Annotated in this window: 24 protein-coding genes and 1 pseudogene; 7 read left to right on the plus strand and 18 right to left on the minus strand. The window is 70.5% G+C overall.

The genetic code is table 11. The features are described from left to right. The 18 genes and pseudogenes from ABS52_16890 to ABS52_16975 form a co-directional block, all read right to left on the minus strand. A pseudogene (locus ABS52_16890) lies at positions 1-439 on the minus strand (hypothetical protein). Between the two features lie 27 nt (positions 440-466). Continuing rightward, positions 467-775, minus strand: a complete 309-nt coding sequence (locus ABS52_16895; GenBank protein ODT01333.1) for a hypothetical protein — start codon at positions 773-775, stop codon at positions 467-469. A 119-nt stretch (positions 776-894) separates the two neighbouring features. Further along, positions 895-1,884, minus strand: coding sequence for a hypothetical protein (locus tag ABS52_16900; protein ID ODT01313.1), 990 nt, complete (start codon positions 1,882-1,884; stop codon positions 895-897). Between the two features lie 7 nt (positions 1,885-1,891). Next, the gene (locus ABS52_16905; GenBank protein ID ODT01314.1) at positions 1,892-2,407 is read right to left on the minus strand and encodes a hypothetical protein; all 516 of its coding nucleotides are present in this window, start codon (positions 2,405-2,407) and stop codon (positions 1,892-1,894) included. A 312-nt stretch (positions 2,408-2,719) separates the two neighbouring features. Continuing rightward, positions 2,720-4,021 carry a hypothetical protein gene (locus ABS52_16910; GenBank protein ODT01315.1) on the minus strand — a complete coding sequence of 434 codons (1,302 nt, stop codon included), beginning with the start codon at positions 4,019-4,021 and terminating at the stop codon, positions 2,720-2,722. 24 nt (positions 4,022-4,045) lie between these two features. Beyond that, positions 4,046-4,768 carry a hypothetical protein gene (locus ABS52_16915; GenBank protein ID ODT01316.1) on the minus strand — a complete coding sequence of 241 codons (723 nt, stop codon included), beginning with the start codon at positions 4,766-4,768 and terminating at the stop codon, positions 4,046-4,048. A gap of 61 nt (positions 4,769-4,829) precedes the next feature. After that, on the minus strand, positions 4,830-6,239 hold the full coding sequence (locus ABS52_16920) for a hypothetical protein (GenBank protein ID ODT01317.1): 1,410 nt from the start codon (positions 6,237-6,239) through the stop codon (positions 4,830-4,832). A 315-nt stretch (positions 6,240-6,554) separates the two neighbouring features. Further along, positions 6,555-7,169 (minus strand): hypothetical protein, encoded by a 615-nt coding sequence (locus ABS52_16925; GenBank protein ODT01318.1) that lies wholly within the window; start codon positions 7,167-7,169, stop codon positions 6,555-6,557. Next, positions 7,166-7,636, minus strand: a complete 471-nt coding sequence (locus ABS52_16930; GenBank protein ID ODT01319.1) for a flagellar export protein FliJ — start codon at positions 7,634-7,636, stop codon at positions 7,166-7,168. Before ABS52_16930 ends, ABS52_16925 begins: the two co-directional genes overlap by 4 nt. Positions 7,637-7,650: 14 nt before the next feature. Next, on the minus strand, positions 7,651-8,955 hold the full coding sequence (locus ABS52_16935; protein ID ODT01334.1) for an EscN/YscN/HrcN family type III secretion system ATPase: 1,305 nt from the start codon (positions 8,953-8,955) through the stop codon (positions 7,651-7,653). Positions 8,956-9,263: 308 nt separating this feature from the next. Further along, complete coding sequence (locus ABS52_16940; protein ODT01320.1) at positions 9,264-10,142, minus strand: hypothetical protein; 879 nt, start codon at positions 10,140-10,142, stop codon at positions 9,264-9,266. Beyond that, complete coding sequence (locus ABS52_16945) at positions 10,142-11,167, minus strand: flagellar motor switch protein FliG (GenBank protein ID ODT01335.1); 1,026 nt, start codon at positions 11,165-11,167, stop codon at positions 10,142-10,144. Before ABS52_16945 ends, ABS52_16940 begins: the two co-directional genes overlap by 1 nt. Before the next feature lie 49 nt (positions 11,168-11,216). Continuing rightward, positions 11,217-12,752 carry a flagellar M-ring protein FliF gene (locus ABS52_16950; protein ODT01321.1) on the minus strand — a complete coding sequence of 512 codons (1,536 nt, stop codon included), beginning with the start codon at positions 12,750-12,752 and terminating at the stop codon, positions 11,217-11,219. 3 nt (positions 12,753-12,755) lie between these two features. Next, positions 12,756-13,094, minus strand: a complete 339-nt coding sequence (locus tag ABS52_16955) for a flagellar hook-basal body complex protein FliE (GenBank protein ODT01322.1) — start codon at positions 13,092-13,094, stop codon at positions 12,756-12,758. 3 nt (positions 13,095-13,097) lie between these two features. Continuing rightward, a complete protein-coding gene (locus ABS52_16960; GenBank protein ID ODT01323.1) occupies positions 13,098-13,466 on the minus strand; it encodes a hypothetical protein in 369 nt (122 codons plus the stop codon). A gap of 36 nt (positions 13,467-13,502) precedes the next feature. Next, on the minus strand, positions 13,503-14,111 hold the full coding sequence (locus ABS52_16965) for a flagellar basal body rod protein FlgC (protein ID ODT01324.1): 609 nt from the start codon (positions 14,109-14,111) through the stop codon (positions 13,503-13,505). 92 nt (positions 14,112-14,203) lie between these two features. Beyond that, positions 14,204-14,491, minus strand: coding sequence for a hypothetical protein (locus ABS52_16970; GenBank protein ID ODT01325.1), 288 nt, complete (start codon positions 14,489-14,491; stop codon positions 14,204-14,206). A 278-nt stretch (positions 14,492-14,769) separates the two neighbouring features. Then, positions 14,770-16,209, minus strand: coding sequence for a hypothetical protein (locus tag ABS52_16975; protein ID ODT01326.1), 1,440 nt, complete (start codon positions 16,207-16,209; stop codon positions 14,770-14,772). Positions 16,210-16,420: 211 nt separating this feature from the next. On the opposite strand from ABS52_16975, the gene ABS52_16980 reads away from it, so the two are divergent. The 7 genes from ABS52_16980 to ABS52_17010 all read left to right on the plus strand — a co-directional run bounded on the left by ABS52_16980 (position 16,421) and on the right by ABS52_17010 (position 23,503). Continuing rightward, positions 16,421-17,344, plus strand: coding sequence for a flagellar hook-associated protein 3 (locus ABS52_16980; GenBank protein ID ODT01327.1), 924 nt, complete (start codon positions 16,421-16,423; stop codon positions 17,342-17,344). A gap of 99 nt (positions 17,345-17,443) precedes the next feature. After that, complete coding sequence (locus tag ABS52_16985; GenBank protein ID ODT01336.1) at positions 17,444-17,890, plus strand: hypothetical protein; 447 nt, start codon at positions 17,444-17,446, stop codon at positions 17,888-17,890. A gap of 319 nt (positions 17,891-18,209) precedes the next feature. Then, the gene (locus tag ABS52_16990; GenBank protein ODT01328.1) at positions 18,210-19,331 is read left to right on the plus strand and encodes a hypothetical protein; all 1,122 of its coding nucleotides are present in this window, start codon (positions 18,210-18,212) and stop codon (positions 19,329-19,331) included. A gap of 199 nt (positions 19,332-19,530) precedes the next feature. Beyond that, a complete protein-coding gene (locus ABS52_16995; protein ID ODT01329.1) occupies positions 19,531-22,218 on the plus strand; it encodes a hypothetical protein in 2,688 nt (895 codons plus the stop codon). Between the two features lie 87 nt (positions 22,219-22,305). Further along, complete coding sequence (locus tag ABS52_17000) at positions 22,306-22,728, plus strand: flagellar export chaperone FliS (GenBank protein ODT01330.1); 423 nt, start codon at positions 22,306-22,308, stop codon at positions 22,726-22,728. Between the two features lies 1 nt (position 22,729). Further along, positions 22,730-23,104, plus strand: coding sequence for a hypothetical protein (locus tag ABS52_17005; protein ID ODT01331.1), 375 nt, complete (start codon positions 22,730-22,732; stop codon positions 23,102-23,104). Between the two features lie 78 nt (positions 23,105-23,182). Continuing rightward, on the plus strand, positions 23,183-23,503 hold the full coding sequence (locus tag ABS52_17010; protein ID ODT01332.1) for a hypothetical protein: 321 nt from the start codon (positions 23,183-23,185) through the stop codon (positions 23,501-23,503). Positions 23,504-24,290: the final 787 nt, after the last annotated feature.

Here is a 24,290-nt window from a genome sequence, read left to right on the forward strand (position 1 = left end):
GCGCCGCGCTACGCATCGCGGCCGCCAGCGAGCTGCGGAAATCCGTCTGCATCCCACGGCGTGGCGTCGCCTCGCCGGGACGCGCCATGGCGGGCACCTGCTGCGTCGACGTCGCGCTCCCGCGCGCCGGTCGCGACGCGTTGTGCGCGGCCGCGCCGTCGCGCGAGGCCAGCAGCTCCGCCGCCTCCTCGTCGTCGAGTTCGAAGAGCCGCCGCACGCCTCCTTCACCCACAGACACCGCGATCACCCGGGTGCCGGCGCGGACGAACGCGATCCCCTGCCGGGGCGAGAGGCTCAGGCGCTGCACCACTTGCGCCTGGAGCACCGGTCGGCCGACGACGGCGCTGGGGACGAATCGCTGCACGAGGCGCAATCCGACCCCGAGGACGAGGAGTACGATGCCAAGGGCGAGCAGGACGCCGAGCAGGGACGGGACCATCGATCGAAGCGGGTGGGATTCGCCGGATCAGCGCGCCGGGGCGCTGGCCGTTGGCTTCAGCAGGCGCTTGATGCGGAGGCCGAGGTGCTCGCCGACGAGCACGGCCTCGCCCTCGGCGAAAGGCTGACCGTTGACGAGAAGGATCGACGGCTCGCCGGAGGTCTGGTCCAGCTGCAACACCGTGCCGGGATTGATGTCGAGCAGCTCCCCGATCGTTAGGTGCGTGCTGCCCAGCTCCACGGAGCAGGGGATGCGCAGCCCGGCGACCGCCTCGAGCGACAGCCCGCGCGATTCGATCGTGCCGGGGATGAGCTCCGTGGCTTCCGCGATGGTCACGGGAGGGTGTGCCGTGGCTGGGGTGGCCGCCTTCCCTGAGTAGGGGGCATCGGCGGCGTCCTGGTTCGACATCGAAGGCTCGGGGATACGGGAGAAGTGGAGACGGAGATGGCGTCGGGTTACGGTGCGGTGATCGGCTCGGCGGATTCCTCGTCGACGCGCATCGCCTTCATGCCGTTCGCCTTGCCGAACCTGCCGGTGAAGCGCTGCTGGTTGCCGACGCGGAGAACCACCGGCGCATTCGGCGGGATGCGAAGCGAGATCACGCTCCCGTCCTGGAGCTCGAGGAGCTCGGCGAGGGTGATGCTGAACTCCGGGAGGCGGACGGCGACCGGCACGTGCGTCGCGCGCAGCGTGGATTCGGTGAGGCGGCGGTTCTCGGCGCGGTCCTCCGCCGTTCCGACGCCCCGGGAGACGCGGTCGGTCGACTGGCTGAAGAAGCTTTCGAGTGCCGCGAGCGGGAGGCAGATGGAGAGCAGGCCACGACCGCCGGTGAACGTCGCTTCGATGTTCGCAACCAGCACCGGATCCTCGCGGCCGATTCCCTGGATGATCTCGGGAATCGATTCGAAGCCGCTGACCGACATCGTCAGCTTCACCTGGTCGTGCCACGCCTCGACGCAGGCGACCAGGGCGCGTTCGGCGACGGTGGACAGGGCCATGCGCTCGATCGGCGTGAGGGCGCGGTCCATGAGCTGCGGCTCGTGTGACCCACCGAAGAGGCGGTCGACGAGGTAGAACGCCAGCTCCCGCTGGAAATCCATCACGCCGCAGTGGCCCGTCTTGTGGATGTCGATCAGGTAGGCGGAGCACGGGATGCTCAGCGAGTGGATGTACTCGCCGAACGTCACCTGCTCGACGCCCTGGAACCGCAGGTCGATCGTGTCGCGGAGGCGCGAGACGAGCGCGCTCTCGAGCGACTTCACGACGCGCTCGTACATCGCCGTGAGCGTCCGCTGCCGCTCACGCGACACACGCGATGGGCGGCGGAAGTCGTACGCCTGGACGTCGGCATCGGGACGCGCCGTCGCGCGCACGGCGCGACGTGCGGTCGCATGGGGGCGGTCGGAGTCGATCTGCGCCATGGGCGAGGCCGTCCTGACGGTCATCACGCGCTCACTGCACCACGAACTGCGGGAGGAGCACGCCGCGGACGACGCCCTTGGGAAAGATCGGCTCGACGCTGCTCCGGATCTCGTCCTTGATCGAGTCGCGCTGCGCGGGATCGATCAGCCGGTCGACCGTCTGCGTGGCCAGCAACGCGACGATGCGGTCACGGACCTCGATCTCGCGCGCCCGTGCGCCCGCCTCGGCTGCCGGATCGGACAGGACGAGCGCGACCGACAGCAGCAAGTAGCGCGAGCCGCTCGTGCCGGCCGGATTGAGGACGATGTTCTCGATCGAGTACATCGCGGCCGGCGCCCCGTCGCGGCCCTTGCCGCGGTCGACGTGCACCGAGTCCCCCTCTCGCGCCTTCGCCGCTGCGGGCACCGCGCCGACGATGCGCGGCGCCAGGACCGCGGTGCCGATCCCGGCGCCGATCGCGAGGCTGAGCGCCGCGACGAGGATGAGGAGGAGCTTGCCGGACTGCTGCGGCGCCGCTTCCTCGGTGCCGGTAGTGCGTTCATCCATGGGAGAGATCCGGGCGGGTAACGTCGCCGGGCGGAGGCCCGAGACGACAGCGGAACTGGCAGGGTACATACCACCCGGCACAGCCGATGACCGACGGCGCGCGACGCCTCGCATTGCGTTGCGGTGACGGCACTTGCGCGCTCGCAGGCACGCGCCGTGCGCGGCACGGTCCCCTCGGCGGATCTTGCCGCGCCGCCATGGCGCCGGCAGCTCTTGCCCCTTCCTGATCGGCAGGGGTTGCCGCGAAAGCACACGAGGCCCCGCGAGCCCTGGGGCACGGGGGGCCTCGTCGCCGACCGAACCGCGAGCCGGTTACCGCTTGAGGTTCGTGAGCTCCTGGAGGATCTCGTCGGCGGTCGTGATCACGCGCGAGTTCGCCTGGAAGCCGCGCTGCGCCACGATCATGTTCGTGAACTCCTGCGCGAGGTCGACGTTCGACATCTCGAGCGCGCCGGAGGTGATCGTCGACTGCGACCCCTCGAGGGCGAACGCCATCACCGGGTTCCCCGAATTGCCGGAGGTGCCGTACATGTTGTCGCCGACGCGGAGCAGCCCGGACGGGTTGTTGAAGTCGGCCAGCACGATCTGGCCGAGCACCTGGTTGGTGCCATTGGTGTAGGAGCCGACGATCGTGCCGCCGCGGTCGATCGTGAAGTTCTGCAGCTCGCCCGAGGCGAAGCCGTCCTGGTCGCGGAGCACCGCGTTGTTGCTGCCGGCGAACTGCGACAGCCCGTTCACCCCTGCCCCGCGCGGGTCGATCGTGATCGCGACCTCCGCCGCCCCGGAGTTCGGCTGGAAGCGGATCTGCGCCGGCGTGAAGGCGGTCTCGTCGAGCGTGCCGTCCGACTTGAAGGCGAGCGGGTTCGTCCCGGCGTCCACCGTGATGCCCGCGGCGATGTCCATCCCGCTGGGGTCCATCGTCCACTGCCAGGTGTTCGGCGCGGTCTTGTACAGGATCATCTTCAGCTCGTGCTTCTCGCCGAGCGCGTCGTACACCGTGATCGACACGTCCTTGTAGGCGCCGACGTTGCCGGGCTGCATGCGGTCCGTGGCGCTCAGCGGATCGCCGACGTAGACGTTCGCCGACGCGTTCAGGTTGCCGGCGAGGTGTACGGTGCTCGTCGGGCGCGCCGCGGTCTTCTGGCCGAACGGCAGCTTGATGGGCTGGATGCCGTCCTGGAAGACACCGTTGACCGCCATCCGCCCCTGCACGACGAAGCCGTTCGTCGGCGACACGAGGTTGCCGTTGGCGTCGAGTTGGAAGTTCCCGGCGCGCGTGTAGTAGTGCTGGTTGCCCTTCGCGACCACGAAGAACGACGGCCCCTGGAGCGCGAGGTCGGTATTGATGCCGGTCGTCTCGATGTTGCCTTGCGCGAACAGGGTATCGACGGAGCCGATCTGCGAGCCGAGACCGACCTGGATCGGATTGACACCACCGTGGTCGCCAGGCGGCCGGCTTGCCCCGGCGACGAGTTGCGCGAAACCCTCCTTGAAGGTGACACGTCCGGTCTTGAAGGCCGTGGTATTCACGTTGGCGATGTTGTTGCCCGTGACGTCGAGTCGCACCTGGTGATTCCGCATGCCGGAGACGCCGGCCCAGAGAGAGCGAAGCATGTGTGTTGTCGTTGTGAGGGTGTGCTACGGGATCGGGAACAGGGAGGACGCGTCGGTGATGCGACCGGCGCGCATGGGGAACTGGGTCGCGAGTGCGCCGGCGGCGGCGGACGGTGTCGCGTGCGGTGGACCGACGCGCACGAGGTCGACGAAGGAGACGCGCCGGTCGCCGGCGCAGAGCACTGGGCCGTTGGCCCCAGGCTCCACGGCGTCCACGACGAACCGCTCGTATGCCTGCACGTCGACGCCCTGCCCATCGGCGTTGCTCACGTCGACGGCGTAGGTGTAGTCGCCGGCGTCGAGCCCCGAGGTGGCGCGGACGATCGAGATCGTCTGCTCGCCGGCGGAGAGCACGCCGAGGCGCTGCTGCGCGACCTCCTTGCCATTGCGGTCGAAGATCCGCAGCGTCGCCTCGCCACCGGCACCGCCGACGTCGACCGTGACGTCGCTCTGCGTGCCGACGACGACGTGGTCGCCGCGCGCCATGACCTCATGCCCGATGGTCGCGATCGCCGCGTTGGTGTCGAGGGCGTGCTGGAGCTGCGCATCCGTGAGCTGCTGCCCTTGCAGGAGGTCGCGGATCGCGATCTGCGCCTCGAGGCTCGAGAACTGCGCGAGCTGCGCTGCCATCTCCTCGGGCTGCGAGGGATTCATCGGGTCCTGGTTCTGCAGCTGCGCGACCAGCAGCCGCAGGAACGTGTCGCGGTCGCCGAGCGAGGCGCCAGCCGCGGTGGACGTGCGGGACACAGCGTTCGTGGACTGGGTCGCGGCGGCGGCACTCGTCGCGTTGGTAGTAGTGGCCATCGGATCAGGTTGGGAGTGGGAACTCGGCGGGCGCCGGTCGCTCGGCGCGCGGCTGCCGGCGACGCCGGTGCGGATGGTCATGCGCCTCGCCCTGCTGACGCGACGGCGCGCCGTCCTGCCGCTGCTGCTGGTCCGGGTCGCGACCAGGACGACGGGGCTCGCCGCCATCGGGGGGCGGCGGCGCCGCCGAGCGCGCGGTGTCGAGGGCGCCGACCTTCGCCCCCGCACTCACCTCGTGCACGCTGACCGCGGTGCTCTCGACCCCCGTGCGCACGAGCGCCTCGGACAGGCCGGCGATGTCGCGTGTCATGCGCTTCGCCGCGTGCTCGTCGTCGGTGCGGATCACGGCGTCGAGGGTGCGCCCCGCGAGGCCGACCTGGATGCGATCGGTCGTGCCGTTCGCCGCGTCGATGGCCAGGGTCACCTGCGTGAGCGGCTGCATGCGCAGCTGCTCGCGTTCAGCAAGCAACTGCTCGATGCGATGCGTGAGCAGCGTGACGGCGGTCGGCGCCTCGCGTCGGACCGCTCCAGCCACAGGCTCGAGGCGCGGCGATGTCGCTACTGCCCACTCCATCGCCCGCGAGCCCGACGAGACATGCCCGGCGTCGCGCCCCTCGTTGGCGAGCGGCGACTCCCGCTCGTCCGCCTCGAGGATCGGGGGCACGGCCGACTGACTCTCCTCGCGGGGGCGGACCGCCGGTGCGATCGCCGGCAATGCCTCCTGCATCTCCGCCGGCAGCTGGTGCGGACGCGGCAAGGAATCGCCCAGACCCCCAACGCTGTGCGGCGCTCCCTGGCGCGCCACCTGGGGGAGCCGCGCGTTGCCCGAGCCGTCGCGCCGACCATCGGCCTCCGGCTCCGCTGCTCGTCCGCTCGCCTGCCGCGCCTCGCGCGCCTCCAGCGCCCCCCGCGCCCCCCGCGCCCACGTCACGACTTCCTCCGGAATCGTCCGCTCCGCCTGGCGGAGTGCGCCCTCCCGTTCGGGGACGCGTACCGTCTCGACGACTCGAACCACATGCCCTTCGCTCGTCAGGCAATCGATCGTGTGCTCCAACGCAGCGCGGACGCCGGGGTCGCGTCCCTCGAACGCGGCGGTCGCCGCGTGCGTGGCGCGTGTGGCGCGCGAGTCTTCGCCCGTGCGCGGCGTGGGCTCGCACGCGGGAAGCGGCACGAGGTCGTGCATCCCGGCGACATCCTCGGCCACCCTCACCGGCGCAAGCTGGTACGACTGCGCGATGTCGTGGGCCACGGGCGCAGCCAGTGGGAGCCTGACCGGAGCCGGCGACGACGAAGCGTCCGGTGACGGCGGATCTCGCTTCTCGTCCTCGGTCGATTCCGTGGCATGCACCGGGAACTCGTCGTCGCCCTCGCAGCTGGCGGCAGGGAACGCCGCGCCGCGCAGCGCGACACTCACGGCACCTTCGTGAGTGGTGTCGGCGCCGGGTTGAGTCGGCGCGCGTCCGAGCATGGCCCCCGCGCCCTCGCCAGGCGCGGCCCCACCAGCGGCGGCACCGGCGTCGCATGTGGTGGGGGCGGGATGGCCGCCGACGGCAGTGGCGAGCAGTGCAGCGAAGTCTTGCAGCTGAGCGGCCCCCCGCACGTCATTCTCCCCTCTCGCCCTGCCCGCGAGGGGCATCATGCCCTTGGCCACCGCTGCGCGCGATGGCTGCGATGCGGGCATGGCGAGTTCGGGGGCGAGCGGCAGGGCGGCAGTGGGCGTCGACATCGATCAGGGTCTCGAGACCTGTGGGAGGGGTCCGGGGAGCGCACGGGTCGCAACCGACGCGGCCTGCGCCGGAGGAAGTCCGGCCAGGATCTTCGCGGCTGCGCGGTCGGGCACGTATGCCAGGATCGCCGCGACCTCCGCGTCGGACATCGACGACAGCACCCGGGCCGCATCCTTCGCCGGCATCTGCGCAAAGAGGCGGCCGAGCCGGCGGATGCGGCCGTCGGCGACGGAATCGCCAGGTGCACCAACGGTCGCCAGCGCCGTGTGCACCGCCTGCGACTGTTCGTGCGTCTTCTCCTGCGCCTGCGCCTGCGCCTGCGCCTGCGCCTGCGCCTGCGCCTGCGCCTGCTGCCCGGGATGCGTCGCGTCCGGGCGCGCGAATCCGGAGTCGATCGTGCCCGACGGCGCCGCAGCCGGCCGCCCGGAGTCCGTCGCCGTCGAATCTGCCCCTGCGGCGTGCGGGCGACTGGCCTCGGTACGCGCCGACGAGTCGCCGCCACGTGCCGGCGCATCCGCCGGGGGAGGATCGGCGCGCTTGACCCACATCGCTGCGCCGACGGCACCGGTGAGACCGCCAAGCAAGCAGACGACCACCACGGCGATGAGGCGCTTCACTCGTTCACCGCCCGTGCTTGACGACGACAGAACTGCTGGATCGCCAGTTCATCCATCGTTCGCTGCTCGGCCAGTGCCGTCTCGGCACGCCATGTCTCGTGAGCGCGCTCGCGCAGGCGCTCGATCGCGTGCCGTGCGCGGAACGCCTCCGCCAGCGCGGTGCGTGCCTCGTCGACGCGCTGCTCCGCGGCCATCACCTGTTGCCCCGCGACGTCGAGCCGCGCGTCCATCTGCTCGATCGCGAACGCGAATGCGCGCAAGTGACCGACCGACGTCGGTGCCACCTGCGCCGCGGTGAGCGCGGCGGTTCCGGCCGCCCGCACCGCCTGGAGTTCTTCCACGGCCGCACGCGCCGCAGACGCCTGCGCCGCCTCGGCGGCGAACCGGGCCTGCGCGGCTTCCTCGCGATGCTCGCGCTGCGTGAGGACGCACTGGAGGGGAAAGGTGAATCGTGCGGAAGTAGCCATGCAGGTCGTCGTGGTCAACGTCGTGCGAGCGACGCTGTCGCGCCACCGAGCGCGACAAGCGCCTCACGCGTCTCGGCGAATGGGGTCGGCTCGTCGGGGCGCTGCCGCAGGAAGTCGACGACGGCGCCCCGCATGGCGATCGCCGAGTCCACCAAGGGGTCGCTCCCCTTCTGGTACGCGCCAGCGAGGATGAGGTCTTCCTTCTCGCGAAAGGCAGCCTCGAGCCGCAGCAGGGCGCCAGCGCCCGCGCGATGCTCGCGGTCGATGATCTGGTCACGCACCCGGCTCTTGCTTTGGAGCACGTCGATGGCCGGGTAGTGGTCCGCATCGGCGAGCTTCCGCGTCAGCACGATGTGACCGTCGAGGATCGATCGTGCCGCGTCGGCGACGGGTTCGTTGAAGTCGTCTCCGTCCACGAGGACGGTGTAGATGCCGGTGATCCCGCCGCACGTGCCGTTGCCGGCACGCTCCAGCAGGCGCGGGAGCGAGGCGAACACCGAGGGAGGGTAGCCCTTCGTGGTCGGCGGCTCGCCGGTGGCGAGGCCGATCTCGCGCCACGCCATCGCCACGCGCGTGACCGAGTCCACCATCAGCAGCACCTGCTTGCCCTGGTCGCGGTAGTACTCGGCAATCGCCGTGGCGACGAGCGCGCCGCGTGCCCGCACCAGCGCCGCCTCGTCGCCGGTCGCAACCACGACGACGGAGCGCCGCAACCCGTCCTCGCCCAGCGCATGGGTGAGGAACTCGCGCACCTCACGCCCGCGTTCGCCGAGCAGCGCGATCACGTTCACGTCCGCCTGCGCCTTGCGCGCGATCATGCCGAGCAGCGTGGACTTGCCGACGCCCGACCCGGCGAAGATGCCGACGCGCTGCCCGCGTCCGATGGTCAGCGTGCCGTCGATGGCGCGCACCCCCGTCTCGAGAGGTTCCGCGATCATCCCGCGGCGCAGCGGATTGGGCGGGGCGGCGGAGAGCGGGACGCGATGGGTGACGTCGAGCTTTGGCCCGCCGTCGATCGGGTGCCCGAGGGCGTTGAGGATGCGCCCGAGCAGTCCCGGACCGACGTCGACGCCGAAGCTGCGCCCCATCGCACGCACGCTCGCGCCCTGATGCAGCCCGTCCAGGTCGCCGAGTGGCATGAGCAACACGCTCCCGTCGTGGAAGCCGACCACCTCGGCGAGCACCGATGCGTCCTCGGCCTGGCTCGTGATGCGGCACAACTCGCCGAGTCCCACGTCGAGCCCAGTCGCCTCGATCACGAGCCCGACGATCCGGCACACGCGGCCGAGTCGCTCGACGCGCGGGATGTCGGCCATCATGCCCGGAAGTTCATGGAGCGAGAGGCGCTCGGCGTGCACGGTGAGGTCGAGGGAAAAGGGCTGACGGTCGGCGCCCGGACGCGGTGCGGCACGGCGCCCCCGGAGACAAGGCAACCGACGTGCCCCACTCCGCGCTGCCTGCGCAGGCAGACCAAGTCGCCATGCGGGCACGACTTGGCCTCGGGCGCCGACGATCGCCGCGAGCGGCGCGCGGCTCGGCAGGCGTTGCCGGACGGCACGACATGCCGACGACATGGAGGCGACAATTGCCGGGCGTTCGCGCCGGGTTCGCCCTGCGCGGCGCACGGTCACGCCACGCTGCAGATGCGCCGGAACACGCGCTCGAGCGCGGTGTCGACGCGGCCATCCACGATGCGCTCGCGTCCCTCGAGCACCGCCCCTCCGCGAACGACGAGCGGGTCGGGGAGCCAGGAGAGTTCGCGGCGTGGATCCCAGGATTCGCCACCATCCCCGGATGCGGCGGTCGATCCCGCCTCGAGCAGCAGTTCGAGGTCCGCCGGATGCAATCGGACACGCACCGGCTGGTCGATCGGGAACTCGTTGAGTCCGCGGCGCACCAGGTCCTCGACGATCGATGCATCGGTGGTCACCTCGCGCTCGACCAGGAAGCGCGCGACGGCGATCGCCAGGGCGACGGCGTTTGCCCGGAGGTCGCCGACGAAGCGCTGCTCGTGCTCGCGGAGCGAGGCGAGCGCCTGCGCGAGCGCATCGCGCAATGACCCCAGCTCCGCACGCGCCGCTTCGGCGTGTGCCGCCCCTTCGCCCAGCCCCGCCTCCCAGCCGCGCCGTTCCGCCGCCACGAGCTCCGCGCGGTGCGTGGTCTCCAGCTCGGCGACGACGCGCGCACGCATCGCGTCCAGCGCATGCAGCGGCTGCAGCGGCTGCAGCGGCTGCAGCGGCTGCAGCGGGTGAAGTGGTTCAGCCGCGTGTGGCCACGGCAACAGGTCTCCGCCATCCGGCGCCCGCGTGTCCATGTCGGGAGTGTGCGCCGCGCGCGCGCCAGGTGGCGTCGGCGTGAGGTCGAACTCCTCCACCTCCCATGTGTCGGGGGCGTGCACGCGCGGTCGCACCTCGAGCGACTCCGGCACAGCGACGAGGGACGGAGCCGGATCGGGGGCGAAGGGCTCGAATGCCGTCGCATCCCTCGGGCGCTCCAGTGCCGCCATCAGACGTACTCCTCGTCGCCGGCGTCGAGGTCGAGCTCACCCGCCTCCTCGAGCCGGCGGATGACGGAGACGATGTTGTGCTGTGCCGACTCGACGTCGCGCTTGCGCGTGCGGCCACTCATCTCCATCTGCTCCATCAGCGCATCGCGGGCACGCTGCGACATCGCCGCGAGAATCTTCTCCCGCAGCTCCTCGCTCGCCCCCTTGAGCGCGAGGGCCAGGTCCTTGGTGTCGACCTCCTTCAGCACCTTCTGGATCGACTGGACCTCCAGCGTGATCGTATCCTCGAAGACGAACATGAGGTTGCGGATCTCGAGACAGAGCTGCGGGTCGTGCGCCTGCACCACGTCGAGGAACTCCTTCTCCAGCGAGGACGGGATCCCGTTGAGGATTGTCGCCACGGCCTGCGTGCCGCCCGACGCGGACATCCCCTCGGTGGACGAGATGTCCTCGATGAGCATCGCGCGCTCGATGAGGTTCAGCATCTCCGGCGCGACCTTCTCCATGCGGGCCATGCGCAGCAGCACCTGTCCCCCGAAGCTCGGCTCGAGCTCCTTGAGCACTTCCTTGGCATGATGCGGCTGCAGGTGCGCGAGGATGAGCGCGACCGTCTGCGGGTGCTCGCCACGCAGCATCGCGCTCAGCTGCGTCGGGTCGGCATTGCGCAACCGGTGCAACCCGGCCTTGTCCTGGAGCTGCGTCTGGATGCGCTTGATCATCGCCGCCGCCTTCTGCTGCCCGTACACCCGCTCGAGGATCTGCCGCGCCAGCTCGATCCCGCCATGGGCGAGCGTGTTCGCCGCCTGGATGAGCTCCATCCATTCCAGGAGGACCGCCTCGACGACGTTGGGATCCACCTTCGACGTGCGCGCGATCTCGTAGTTGAGGAGCTCGATCTCCTCGGGCGAGAGCTGTTCCTGCACCTTCGCGGCACGCTCGGCGCCGATGACCATGCAGACGATCGCCGCCTTCTGGCGGCCGCTGAGCTCCTCGTACTGGAGTGACCGCTGGGCGAGTGCTGACATCATTCGGAAAGGCGGATGCCGCGGTGGAGCGCGGGTCGGGCGGTGGACGTCATTCGTGCAGCCACGCGCGCACGACCTTCAGCGCCACTTCGGGACGCTGCTCGACCGAGGCCGCGGTGACCGCGTGACGCGGGTTGGTCGGGATGTGCACGATCGTGACCGGCTCCTCGGGGTGTTCGAGTCCCCGTGGGTCGGAGAGGAGCGCGGCGGGGGGACCACTCTCGCCGGGCAGTTCCGCCTGATCCGGCGTGACGCGTCCCGGCTGGCCCGCGCGGCTGAAGGCGCGGATCGCGAGCAGCGCCACCACCATCGCCACGATCGAGAGGACGCTCCCCGTGATCGGGCGGTGGAACTCGCGCACCGTGTCGAGCACCGTCGGCGCCGGCGGCGGCGTCACGACCGGCGCCGCGAACGCCGCACTCACGACCGTCACCACGTCGCCGCGCGACGAGTCGTAGCCGACGGCGCTGCGCACGAGCGTCTCGATCTGCTGCAGCTCCGCGGCGGTGCGCGGACGATACGCCGGCGCGGCCGCGGTGCGCACGGCACCCCTCGCGGCGCTGTCGGCCACGGCATCGGCGACCAGTACCGCCACCGTGAGGCGACGAACGCTCCCGATCGCCGCCGCCACGTTCTCGGTGGTGCGCGTGTTCTCATAGGTCGTCGCGCTGTTCGTCGACCCGGCATCCCCCTCGGCGCCCGGCGTGATCTCGGCGCGCTGTTCGGTGGCGATCACCTGACGCTCCGGGTCCACGGTCGACGAGGTGCGCTCCACGCGATCGAAGTTGAGCGACGCGGCCACCTGCACCTTCGCGTTGCCGGGACCGACGAGCTGTCCCAGGAGCTGTTCCGTCTTGGCGCGCAGCCGGGTCTCGACCTCGGTCTGCATGTCGAGCTGCCGGCTGGTCAGCGCGCCCGGCACTTCTGCTTCCTCGGCTTCGGTGAGGAGGTGGCCGGCGTCGTCGACGATCGTCACGCGGTCGCGGCTGAGCCCCTGCACCGACGAGGCAACGAGGTTTGCGATTCCGCGCACCACCGCCGGCGCGGGTGTTTCGCCGCTCTCGAGCTTCAGGACGACACTCCCCTCGGTCGGCGTGTCGGCGCTGGCGTACGAGTCCGCCTCGTGCATCACGAGGCTCACGCGCGCCCACTCGATGCCCCGCATCTCGCCGATCGTCTGCTCGAGCTGCCCCTCCAGCGCGCGCCGGTAGTTCACGCGCTGTGCGAGGTCGGTCTGTCCCCACGACGGCTGGTCGAAGAGCTCGAAACCGGGGCGCTTCACCACACCCGGCAGGCTCCCGTCACGTGCAAGGGTGACGCGCGCCTCGGCGAGCGACGCCGCCGGCACGAGCACGGTCTGGCCGCCGTGCTCCAGGCGATGCTCCACCCCCGCCGCCGTCAGCTTGTCCGTGATCATGCCGACGCTCTCGAGCGGAACGCCGGTGAACGCCGGCACCCAGGTCGGCGCGGTCGCCCAGCGCGCGAGCCCGAAGATCGCGATGGCCGCAACGACACCCACGGCGAGGATGGCAGCGCGGCGTTCACCGCCTACGCGCTCGACCATGGGTTGCAGGATCGATGGCATCGATCAACCCTGCATGGTGACGAGGGTCCGATAGGCTTCGACCGCCTTGTTGCGGAGCTGCACGAGCATCTCGAGCGCGATGCTCGCCTCTTCCGTCGCCGCCATGACGCGGTGCAGCTCCACCGGCTCGCCACGGACGAACCGTTCCTGGAGCTCCCGCGCGCCGTCCTGCGTCGCCGTCACCTCGGAGAGGGCGCGCTTGAGCGTGTCGCCGAAGGAGCTGTCGTTCGTGCCCGCCACGGCGCCGCGCCTTCCACGTTCGCCTGCGGTGTCGATGCCGGGGGGACGCTGCGTCCCGATCCCCGGCGCGCCGCCGGTGCCGGCGCGAATCGGTGCCGTCATCGATCACCCCCTGATGTCGAGACGCATCCCGCGGAGGTTCGACGTCGGCGTCTGCCCCTCCAGCGCGCGCCCGTACGTGAGCGGCCCCATCGCACCGAGCCGCGCGAAGTGCGCGCGCTCCTCCGCCGAAAGCACCATCCAGAGCTGCGGATCGGTGCCCGGGGGGGGCTCGACCGGCAGCGCCTCCGGCGTCGTGGCGGGGGCGAGGAGGCGCGGCTGCGACGTGGGCGCCGCGCCCCCGGCGCGTTGCGCCTGCCCCGCATTCCCCGTGGAGACTGTCCCGTTGCCCGGAGCGCCCGACTCGAGCGCCTCGCGTGGCGCGGGAGCGCCCGCCGGGCGCAGCAAGGGTGCGTAGGAGAGACCGTTGACCATGATTCAGCGCGGACCGTTGGGAGACACGACGGGCGATCAGATGTCGAGCGTGCGGCGCAGCATCTGCTTGCTGGCCTGGAAGACGGTGGCGTTGGCCTCGTACAGGCGCCGCGCCTCCATGAGCGTCACCATTTCCTCGGTGATGTTCACGTTCGGCATGCGCACGTAGCCGTTCGCGTCCGCATCCGGATGTCCGGGGTCGAAGACGAGCGCGCCCTCGCGCATGTCCTCGACGACGCCGGTCACGTCGACGCCGCCGGCGTCGTCGCGCCCGATGGCGGGCACGCTCGGCAGTGCGAACGCCACCGTCCCGTCGCGCGTGACGATGCCGCGCGGAAAGGGATCGGGGGCATCGGGCGTCCCCGTCTCGGAGATCCCCCCCATCCCCACCGCGGCCGCGGCGACGAGGGCACCTTCACGCGTCGCTGCGCCCAATCCCCCAGGCGGCACGAGCGGCGGCAGCGCCGGCACGCCGGGAGCGAACGCGGGCGCCGCGGCGGGAGCGAGCTCCGCGACGCGGCGACGATAGGGACCGCCGTCCGGCGTGCGAGTCGTCTCGGCGTTCGCGATGTTCTGCGCGGTGATCTCCATGCGGAAGCGCTGCGCCGACAGTCCGCTGCCGGCAACGGCCAGCGTGCGGAACATGGCGCGGGGCAACGAGGAAAGGTTGCCCTGTCGTGGCATCGCGGGGAGAAGCGGGAGGAAACCGGAGGTCTGCCGTGGCATCGCGTGGATTCTCAGCGCGTATCGCGCATGGAGGTGCGGATCTGCTGGTAGACCTTCTCCAGCAGCTTCGCGCTCGCCTCGAACCGGAGCTGTTCGTCGGCGAGGGCGACCATCTCCTGCTCGATGTCCACCCCCTGGCCGCCCTTCGCCCCGCTCGCATCACCCAACGCGAACCCGTCGCCGTTGAGCGACGCCTGCGCGACCCGCGACGCGATCTGCCGCGTGCGCTCGGCGCCGAGGTCGAGACTGCCCTTGAGGGCAGTCGCGCTGCTGAGTCGGTGGATGAAGTGGTTCGGCATCACGGATGCGATCGCGCGTGGTAGGGCGCGACGACGATCGGATCACCGCCGTCGCGTCGACGACGGAGATGGCAGGGGCCACGCCACGGGGGCGCCGCGTGCCGCGCGTGACGCAAGTCCTTCGATCCTTTGCCGTTAGGCTCTCCCGTGCTCCCACCGGCGACCGCCCTTCCTCCCGGCACCTCTTGCCCGGCCGGCAGCTCCTGCCGGCACGAACGCAGCGCGGGGCGGCAAGAGTCGCCGCCCCGCATCCTTCGCCGTCCGCGTGGTGGTGGCCGTCACCCCACGGTCTGCAGGATGCCGCCGGCGTTCAGCTTGTTGCGCAAGGTGCGGATGCTCAGCCCCAGCTGCTGGGCGGCGCGGGTGCGATTTCCCCCGGTCCGGCGCAGCGCCTCCTGGATGAGGGTTCGCTCGGCCTCGGTCACATCGAGCGAGGTGAGGACGATCGCCCCTTCGGGGAGGGGCGTCGGCGAGATCGATGGCGCGGGGGCGCCGGGGGGAGGCGCGGCGGGGCCCGTCCGCGTCGTGAGCGACGGACCGCGCCCCGTCATCCCGTGGCGCATCCCGTCGAGATCCGCGATCTCGAGCATCGTGCCCTTCGCCACGATCACGGCGCGCTCGATCGTCCCTTGCAGCTCGCGCACGTTGCCCGGCCAGTCGTAGGCCTGCAGCATCGCGAGCGCACCGGGCGCGAAGCCCTGGATCCGCTTCCGCATCTCCTCGGCCGTGCGCATCGCGAAACGCATCGACAGGAGGGGAATGTCCTCCCGGCGGTCGCGCAGCGGCGGCAGGACGATGGGAAAGACGTTCAGGCGATAGAACAGGTCCTCACGGAATTTCCCTGCGCGAACGAACGCATCGATGTCGCGATTCGTCGTCGCGATCACGCGCACATCGACCTTCACCGGACCGGAACCGCCGACGCGATCGACTTCGTGCTCCTGCAGCGCGCGCAGCAGCTTCGCCTGGAGCTCGAGGCGCATCTCCGAGATCTCGTCGAGGAGGAGCGTACCGCCGTGCGCGCGCTCGAACGCCCCCTCGAAGCGCTTGATGGCTCCGGTGAAGGCACCCTTCTCGTGGCCGAAGAGCTGGCTCTCGAGCAGGCTCTCGGCGATGGCCGCACAGTTGATGGCGACGAACGGTCCGTCGCGACGGTCGCTCTGGTCGTGGATCGCGCGCGCGACCAGTTCCTTGCCCGTCCCCGACTCGCCCACGATCAACACGCTCGCGCGGGTGGGGGCGACCATGCGGATCCGGTCGAGCGTCTGGAGGATCCCCGGGCTCTCGCCGATGATCTGCCGCTCGTTGCGAAAGGCCATCACCTCGGCGAGCAGCGCCTCGTTCTGCTTCCGCAGCTCGATCACGTTCAGCGCCTGCGTGACCGCCACCTCGAGCTGCTCGTCGCGGAAGGGCTTCGTGAGGTAGTCGAGGGCCCCCGCCTTGATCGCGGACACCGCGTTCTCGACCGTGGAGATCGCGGTCAGGATGATCAACGGCGTCTCGTATCCCTCGCTGCGCAACAGCTCCAGGAACTCGAGCCCCGACATGTGGGGCATCCGGTAGTCGGAGATGATGAGGTCCACGGGCGTCGAGCGGAGGACGCCGAGTGCGGCGGGAATGCTCGAGGCGGGGATGGCGACGTGCCCCATCGCTTCCAGGGTGTCCTGAAGGATGAGGTGATAGGTCACCTCGTCGTCTACGAACAGTATGGTTGCCATTCTGCGTCTGCCCCGGAACGCGGACCCCTGGGGACTGAGCTCAAGATTCTGGAACTCCCTGCCGAAGCTCAACGACAGGGGCGTCGGGTCCGGCATCGCGTCGGGCCCCTCCCGACTGCCCCCGCCGTGCAATGACCGCCCGCACCGGCAAAAAGTAACCGTCTCCACACTCGCCGACGGCTGACTCGAGGCACGTCCCTCCCTGACACGCATGCGGATCACCACGAACCAGATCCTCCTCACGCAACTTCATGGGCTGCAGTCCTCGAGTGCCGCGCTTCTCGAGGCGCAGGAGCGTGTGTCGAGCGGGCTGCGGGTCCGCAGGATGTCGGACGACCCCACGGCGGCGCACTCGGTCATGCTGAACGACGGCGCGCTGCGCGCGATGACGCAGTACCGCCGCAACATCGAGCGCGCGCAGTCACGCGTCCTCTTCGAGGACCAGGTGCTCGGGCAGGTCGGCAGCCTCCTCACGCGCGCTCGGGAGCTCGCCATCGGCCAGGCCAGCGCCACGGCCAATACCGAGACGCGGCTGGCGGCCGCCGCGGAGGTCGAGGAGATCCTCCACAGCCTCGTGCAACTCGGCAACACGACGTACGGCGGCGAGTTCATCTTCGGTGGCGATCAGGGGCAGACCGCGCCGTTCGCGGTGGCCGGATCGCGAACGACCCTCACCTGGGGCACGCCCACCGGCGCCGCCGGGATGCGTCCGACCCAGATCGGCGCGCAGCAGTCGCTCACGCCGACGCACGACGGAGCGAGTATCTTCGTGCAGAGCGGGGTGCTCGACGCGGTGCGCGAGCTGGCCGTCGCCCTCGCCGGTGCCGCGCCACCAGTGACGCCGACGCCTGACGCGGTGCAGAACATCAACGCCGCGCAGGCCAGGATCGACGCCGCGTTGCAGGCGGTGCAAGGGCTCGTTGGCGAGACGGGTGCCCGCGCGAACACGCTCGAGCTGACGCTCGCGAACCTCGGTGCCTTCACGACCAGCCTGCAGGCGTTCCAGTCGGAGCTGCGCGACGTCGACATCGAGGTGGCGGTGACGGAGCTGGTGACGCGGCAGACCGCCTACCAGGCCGCCATGCTCGCGAGCTCGAAGGTGCTGAACCTGAGCCTGACCGACTACCTCCGCTGAGCGCGGCCGTCCCCGTCCTCCCGCCCGCCCCCTCTCCACCCCTCCAGCAGCCCCCCTATGGCCCTGCCACTCGCGTTCGTCCCCGGCGCCCCCGAGACCGTGGAGGTCGCGTCGCAGCTCTTCGGGTGCACGCTCGTCGTCCCGGCGAGCGCGTGCATCACCACGACGGACGGCCTCTATGGGTTCCCGGGGTGTCGCGAGTGGGTGCTGCTCGACGCCAAGCGACCGGGGTTCTTCTGGCTGCACTCGCGCGACGAACGCGCACTCGCGTTCCTGCTCGTCGACCCGTTTCAGGCGTTCCCCGACTACGCGGTCACGCTCTCGCGGCGGGATCGGGCAGCGCTACAGGTGCAACGAGAGAGCGATGTGGCGATCCTGGCGATCGTGACGCTGCCCTCCCCGCCCTCCGGGCTCCCGACCGCCAACCTGCAGGGGCCGCTCGCCGTGAACCTGCGGGCGGGATTGGCGCGGCAGATCGCGGTGGGGGATTCGGCGTGGGGGACTCGGACGGCGTTCGTCGTCTCGGGGGCGAATCCGGCCGCCTGATTGCCGGTGCGTGCAGTCGGAGGCAACGCGGCCGCCTGGCGAGTCACGCCGGGCGGCCGCATGCGTTGCGTCGCTGCGCATCCTCGCCTCCCGCACGATTGCACGAGCGCACGAGCGCACGAGCGCACGAGCGCACGAGCGCACGAGCGCACGAGCGCACGAGCGCAGCCTGGCGCCGCCGCACACGTGAGCGCAGTGCCCGCCTCATGTCATGGTAAAGTTTTTCGTGAAGCCGACGACAATATGACTCAGCGAGGCACGAAGCGCTTTCGCAACGGAGCACGGATGCTCCATCACTCTCATCGGGAAGGATCCCATCATGCGCATCAACACGAACGTCGCGTCGCTGAACGCGTACAAGAACCTCCAGGGCGTGCAGGGCGCGATCTCCAAGTCGATGGAGAAGCTGTCGAGCGGCCTGCGCATCAACAACGCGGCGGACGACGCGGCCGGACTCGGCATCAGCAACAAGACGCGCGCGGACATCCGCGCCCTGAATCAGGCGAGCCGTAACGCGGAGCAGGCCAGCTCGCTCTCCCAGATCGCCGAGGGCGGCGTGAGCAGCATCCAGAAGATCCTCGAGCGCATGAAGGAGCTCGCCACGCAGTCGGCGTCGGACACGGTCGACGGCGACATCTCGTCGGGTGGCCGGTCGCGCGTCCAGGCGGAGTTCACGAAGATCCGTGAGGAACTCGACCGCATCGTCGACTCGACGCAGTTCCAGGGCAAGAAGCTGCTGGACGGCTCGTTCGGCAGCGCCGTCACCGCGAACACGGTCACCGGCTCCACCGGTGTGGCAAGCGTCTCGACCAACGCGACGGCGGGGACCTACACCTTCGCCGTCACCGGCAGTGTCGTCCGCGTCACGAACGGCGCGGCGGGCGCAGGCTTCAAGGCGCAGGAAATCGACACGACCGGCCTGACCGGCGCCAAGACGCTCGACTTCGATGCCCTCGGCATCAAGATCGAAATGAGCGACGTCACGCAGTTCGGCTCCCTCGACACGAAGGCCATCACGGTCGCGGGCGGCTCGGCGACCTTCATGGTCGGCTCCACCGGCCAGTATGGCGCCGCGCAGGCCGACAACATCCAGCTCGCCTCGATGAGCCTGGGCTCGACCGCCCTCGCCCTCGGTGGACTCGACCTGGGCTCGGCGGCGAATGCCCGCACCGCGCTCAGCGCGATCGATTCCGCCATCGGCACCGTCAACGGCACGCTCGGCCAGATCGGCGCCTTCCAGAATCGCCTCTCCTTCGCCCAGGAGAACCTGAAGTCCGCCGTCAACAACCTCTCGGCCGCCGACTCCGTGGTCCGCGACCTCGATATCGCCGCCGAGATGACCACGTTCACCAAGAACAACATCCTGAGCCAGGCCGGCACCGCGATGCTCGCGCAGGCCAACCAGCTCGGGCAGGGCGTCCTCCAGCTCCTCCGCGCCTGATCCGGCGCCCGATGGCTGGACGGCGTCCCGAAGCGGGGGCCCGGTGAAACGGACCTCCCGGTGGGAGAAGCGGGGGCGCAAGCGCCCCGCTCCCCTCACCGGGAGCGTCGTTCGTTATACCTCCCCGCTCCGCGCCCGCCACCTGCCGATACTCCCTTCGTACCCCCCTCCTTCACACGAACGCAACAGGACGACGACGATGGCATCCGAGCCGATCGGCACAGTCAGCGGCCTGGCCAGTGGCATCCAGTGGCGCGACATGATCGACCAGATCATGAAGCTGGACACCACTCGCACCCTCGAACCCATCCGGGCGCAGATGGACCGGGTCACGACGGAAAGCGCGGCGTGGCGCGACTACCGTACGGTCGTCGCGCGCTTCCAGGCGGCCGCCCTCACGCTCAAGTCGCGCAACGCATTTCGCGCCGTCGCGGCCACCCTCGCCCCGAGCACGACCGGACGCGCCCTCGCCACCGTGAGTGCCTCGGCGTCCGCCGTCCCCGGCGCCTATCGTGTGGAGGTGATGAACCTCGCCCGCGCCGAGAAGCTCGCCGGGCGCGTGGTGTCCGACGCGAGAGCAGCGCTCGGCGCCTCGGGCCAGTTCACGATCAACGGCGTCGGCATCAGCGTGGGGGCGGACGACTCACTGGAGGCGATACGCGATCGCATCAATGCGGCCAACAGTGGCAGCGCGCCCACGAAGGTCACGGCGGCCATCCAGACCACCGGGGGTCGCGCGCAGCTCGTGCTCGCCGCCGACGCGGCCGGCGCCCGCGGAATCGAGCTGTCTGACGTCCGCCATGCCGACGGCGCTCCGAGTGTCATCGAGGCGCTGGGCTTCGCGTCGGGCCCCGGCACGACCGCCAACTACGATGCCAACGGTCTCCAGCAGTCAGGGCGCATCTCCTCCGTGTCGCTCGCGATGGCGCAGGCGCTCGGCGTGCAGGTCGACCCATCGCCGGCCACCGTGATCGTGAACGGCGACGTGATCACCGTCGATCTGGCGACACAGTCGATCTCCGACATTGTCGGCATCATCAACGCGAGGAGCCCCGGCGCCGCGTCGATCGAGTCCATCTCCGAGGGCGGCGCGACGACCTACCGCATGAAGGTCGCGAGTACCATCACGAGCGACGGCAGCGAGGGATCGCAGCGCGCGCTCGAGGCCATGGGACTCGTGACGCGGGCGCGCGATCCGCTCGCGCAGCGCGTCACGACCGGCGCCGCGCTCACCGATACCTCGACCGGTCTTGCGGCCACCGGGGCGACGGCGCTCGCCGCCCTGGCCACCGCGGGCGGCTCCGCCACGCCCGGCGTGCTCGCCGGCGATACGATCTCGCTCGTCGGCACCGACGGCGCAGGAACGGTCGTGCGCCACACCTACACCGCGACGGGCACCGATACGCTCGCCGATCTCGCGGCCTCACTCTCGTCGGCGTATGCCGGTGGGCGCGCCGTCGAGGTGAACGTCACCGGCGGCCGGCTCGAGTTCCGCGAAAGCCAGTCCGGCGCGTCGCTGCTGGGACTGACGCTCACCGCGTCGCTCGCGAGCGGCGACACGCTCGACTTCGGCGGCACGACGACGGAGACGGGGCGGGCGATCCAGCTCGCCGAAGGATCCGATGCGATGATGAGGGTCGATGGCCGCACCATCGTCTCGCGCTCGAACACGTTCACCAACGCCATCGACGGCGTGACCTTGACCGCGCAGGCCGCGGAGCCCGGGACGACGGTCGAGCTCACCGTGAGCCGCAACCAGGACGCCAGTGTGCGGGCAGTGCAGGAACTGGTGGAGGCGTACAACGCCGTCGTCGGTTTCGTCACGAAGGAGACGGCGACGAACGGCCGACTCCCCTTCAACGGCTCCCTCCGCAGCTCACTCGCCTCGCTCAAGGCCCCACTGCTCTCCGACGTCGCGGGCCTCTCCCCTGCTGCGGTCTATCAGCGCGGAGGCCTCGTCGGGCTGTCGGTCGACCGCTACGGCAAGCTCGCGCTCGACGAGTCGACCTTCAGGACCGCGCTGGCGACGAATCACGAAGCGGTGGAGCGGCTCTTCGCAACCGGCACCACCTCCTCGTCGACCGACGTGCAGTACATCGCGGCAAGTGACCGGACGATGGCCGGCGCACACGCGATCGTCATCTCGCGCGCGGCGACGCAGGCGGCGTTCACCGGCTCATCCCTGCTCTCGCGGTATTCCGACGATGGCACGCCGGACGTGATGTCGCTCCGTGACGACGTCTCCGGCACGTCCACCGAGGTGCGCCTCGCCGACGGCGACACCATGGGAACGATCGTGGACAAGCTCAATGCCGCCTTCGGGAGCGACGGCCTCGCCCTTGCCGCGTTCGACGTCGGGGGGCAGCTCCGCATCGCGCACAAGACATACGGGGCGATGGGCTCCTTCACGGTCAGCTACGCCCCCGGTGGCAGCGACGCGACCGCGCAGCTCGGTTTCGCTGCGGGCACCTACGCCAACGGCGCCGACGTGCAGGGCACCATCGACGGCCTCGCCGCGACCGGCCTCGGCCAGGATCTCACCAGCGCGTCGGGGCTCATCGTTCGCTACACCGGTGCGGCCGACAGCGCCACGGCCACCCTCGACTACGTCCTTGGTCTCGGCGGTGCGCTCGGACTGCAGGCGGATGGTATCACCGACGACGTAGACGGCTTCGTGAAGCTCCGCGAGGATTCGGTTTCCACGACCCAGGCCTCGCTCTCGCGTCGCTACGACGATGTGCAGGCGCGGCTCGACCGCCGGCGCGAGGCGCTGGTCGTCCAATTCACGGCAATGGAGGCGGCGATGAGCCGCATTCAGTCGCAGGGGGCCTGGCTGAGCCAGCAGCTCGCCGCGATCCAGTCGATGAACTCCAGCGGAAGCAAGTAGCAGGAAATTCCCGCCCCGGCCGATACTCCGGGTGAGGAGGCGTGACGACATCGTCTCGCCGCAGGCACGCCACAGGGAGAGTTCGCGATGTACGGCACGACGACGGCGAGTGGACGGCATGGTGGCGGCTGTCGCGGCGCGACAGCGCCGGCAAATCGCTACCTGGAGCTCGAGGTGCTCAGCGCGACTCCGCAGCAGCTCGTCGTGATCGTCTACGATCACCTGCTGGCTTGCCTCAAGCGCGCGCGCCTCGCGATCGAACGGGGAGAGGTGGAGACGCGCACGGCGCAGCTGGGGCGGGCCAAGGACGCCATCGCCGAGCTGGTCGCGACGCTCGATCGCGAGAGAGGCGGCGAGATCGCACGCCGGCTGAGCGGGCTGTACGCCTTCTTCCTCAACGAACTGACCGATGTCGGAATGCACCCCGACGCGAACCGGCTCTCCCGGGTGCTCGACCTCGTAGCCGAGCTGCGCGACGCCTGGGCGCTCGCCGCCGAAGGGGCGGTCTGACGTGGCGCCGGCGACCGCGCTCCAGCTGCTCCTCGGCCGCCTGCGCGCAGCGACCGAAGCGGTGCGCCGCGCGCTCGAGGCAAACGACCTCGACGCCTTCAACGCGGCGATGGACGCGGAGGACGCCTGCTTTCGCGATCTGGAACCGCTCCTCGCACAGCTGGGCCGCCCGCGCGCCGCGGGACCGGCGCACGACGCGTCCCGCATCGCCGCCATCTCAGAGGCGCGGGCGATCCTCGACATCCACCACGAGTTGGGCGCGATGATCGAACAGGCGAGGCAGCAGGCGGCCCTCGCCGTCGCCGGCGCCCGCCGTCCGCCCCCCGAACGGTACGAGCGGCTCGTCCCCGGCGGCGCCCTCGACCTACGTGGATGAACCCGTCCCATTTCGGTCCCGGACTGCAGAAGCGCCGGGAAGTGCCGATACTGAGATCGTGATCAGGAGGTCACCATCATGAAGATCCACGAGACCCGACCGGCAGCGATCCACCCTCCGCAGGCTCCGCAGGCCCCATTGAACTCGCCCCCCTCGGTCGGCAGCGGTGGCGCCGACCGGGGACGCGCGCCCACCGATGGCCGGCGCAGCCGGAACGATGCAGTCGAGCTCTCCCCGGCCGCGCAGGCGCACGCCGCCAGCCCGACCGATCCGGCGTCACCTTCGCTCGCTCCCGAGCGTATCGCCGAGATTCGACATCGCATCCAGTCGGGGGCGTACGATTCGCTCGAGGTCGTCGACGAAGTGGCGCGACGGATCCTCGATCGTGGCGACGTCTAGCAGGCGCATGCCGCGCACTCCCATCGCACCTGGTGCAGGCCAAGCGTGGATCCACTCCTCGTCGACGACTCGAGCGTGACGCCGATCGAGTCGAAACGGAAGCACCGCGTACTCGTGCTCATCACGCCGGCGGTGCAAGGGGAGCTGCTCGACCACGTCCTGGCGCCGCGCCGACAGTCGGCCTGAGAGGAACGCCATCATGACGACGAGATCTGCGCGAGAGCTCCTCTACGAGGGCGAGTCCACGCTCCGGCGCCTCGACACGACGCTGCAGGAGCTGCGACTGTACGACGACGCGTCACCATGCGCGCCACCATGCGCGCCACCATGCGCGCCACCATGCGCGTCACCATGCGCGTCACCATGCGCGCCACCATGCGCGTCCGAGCGCGTCACCGAGCGGGTATCGCGCGACACGGGTGACCTCGCCCGCGTCGTCGAGGCGCTGGCCCCCGCCTACGACACGATACGGCAGCTGCTCGACCACATCCGCGACGGGCGCACGATCCCGGAGCCGCCATCGACCGAGCGGCGTACCGGGGATGCAGCGCCCCGCGCGGAGCAGGAGCGCCTCCACGATCGCGTCACCCCCCGGGACCTCGCCTCGCCGGAGGCGAACCGCGCGTGGTTGTTGCTGACGGATGCGGAAGGGCGCTTGCGGCGACTGGTCGACGCCCTGAGGCCCTTCGAGAACAGCGGCAGTAACCTGCCGGGACAGGAGCCCGATGCGCCGGAAGAGGTGGCGAGCGCACGCGTGGGCGGGGTGACCGCCGCCCCGCTCCGGCTG

The organism is Gemmatimonadetes bacterium SCN 70-22 (assembly GCA_001724275.1).
Taxonomy (GTDB): Bacteria; Gemmatimonadota; Gemmatimonadetes; order Gemmatimonadales; family Gemmatimonadaceae; genus SCN-70-22.

Coding starts and splice junctions, on each gene's coding strand:
- ABS52_17010 (ODT01332.1), top strand. CDS start 23,183: ATGAAGATCCACGAGACCCGACCGGCAGCGATCCACCCTCCGCAGGCT.
- ABS52_16960 (ODT01323.1), bottom strand. CDS start 13,466: ATGGTCAACGGTCTCTCCTACGCACCCTTGCTGCGCCCGGCGGGCGCT.
- ABS52_16945 (ODT01335.1), bottom strand. CDS start 11,167: ATGTCAGCACTCGCCCAGCGGTCACTCCAGTACGAGGAGCTCAGCGGC.
- ABS52_16995 (ODT01329.1), top strand. CDS start 19,531: ATGGCATCCGAGCCGATCGGCACAGTCAGCGGCCTGGCCAGTGGCATC.
- ABS52_17000 (ODT01330.1), top strand. CDS start 22,306: ATGTACGGCACGACGACGGCGAGTGGACGGCATGGTGGCGGCTGTCGC.
- ABS52_16970 (ODT01325.1), bottom strand. CDS start 14,491: ATGCCGAACCACTTCATCCACCGACTCAGCAGCGCGACTGCCCTCAAG.
- ABS52_16930 (ODT01319.1), bottom strand. CDS start 7,636: ATGGCTACTTCCGCACGATTCACCTTTCCCCTCCAGTGCGTCCTCACG.
- ABS52_16905 (ODT01314.1), bottom strand. CDS start 2,407: ATGGATGAACGCACTACCGGCACCGAGGAAGCGGCGCCGCAGCAGTCC.
- ABS52_16940 (ODT01320.1), bottom strand. CDS start 10,142: ATGGCGGCACTGGAGCGCCCGAGGGATGCGACGGCATTCGAGCCCTTC.
- ABS52_16975 (ODT01326.1), bottom strand. CDS start 16,209: ATGGCAACCATACTGTTCGTAGACGACGAGGTGACCTATCACCTCATC.
- ABS52_16980 (ODT01327.1), top strand. CDS start 16,421: ATGCGGATCACCACGAACCAGATCCTCCTCACGCAACTTCATGGGCTG.
- ABS52_16900 (ODT01313.1), bottom strand. CDS start 1,884: ATGACCGTCAGGACGGCCTCGCCCATGGCGCAGATCGACTCCGACCGC.
- ABS52_16950 (ODT01321.1), bottom strand. CDS start 12,752: ATGCCATCGATCCTGCAACCCATGGTCGAGCGCGTAGGCGGTGAACGC.
- ABS52_16935 (ODT01334.1), bottom strand. CDS start 8,955: ATGATGGCCGACATCCCGCGCGTCGAGCGACTCGGCCGCGTGTGCCGG.
- ABS52_16965 (ODT01324.1), bottom strand. CDS start 14,111: ATGTTCCGCACGCTGGCCGTTGCCGGCAGCGGACTGTCGGCGCAGCGC.
- ABS52_16910 (ODT01315.1), bottom strand. CDS start 4,021: ATGCTTCGCTCTCTCTGGGCCGGCGTCTCCGGCATGCGGAATCACCAG.
- ABS52_16990 (ODT01328.1), top strand. CDS start 18,210: ATGCGCATCAACACGAACGTCGCGTCGCTGAACGCGTACAAGAACCTC.
- ABS52_16955 (ODT01322.1), bottom strand. CDS start 13,094: ATGACGGCACCGATTCGCGCCGGCACCGGCGGCGCGCCGGGGATCGGG.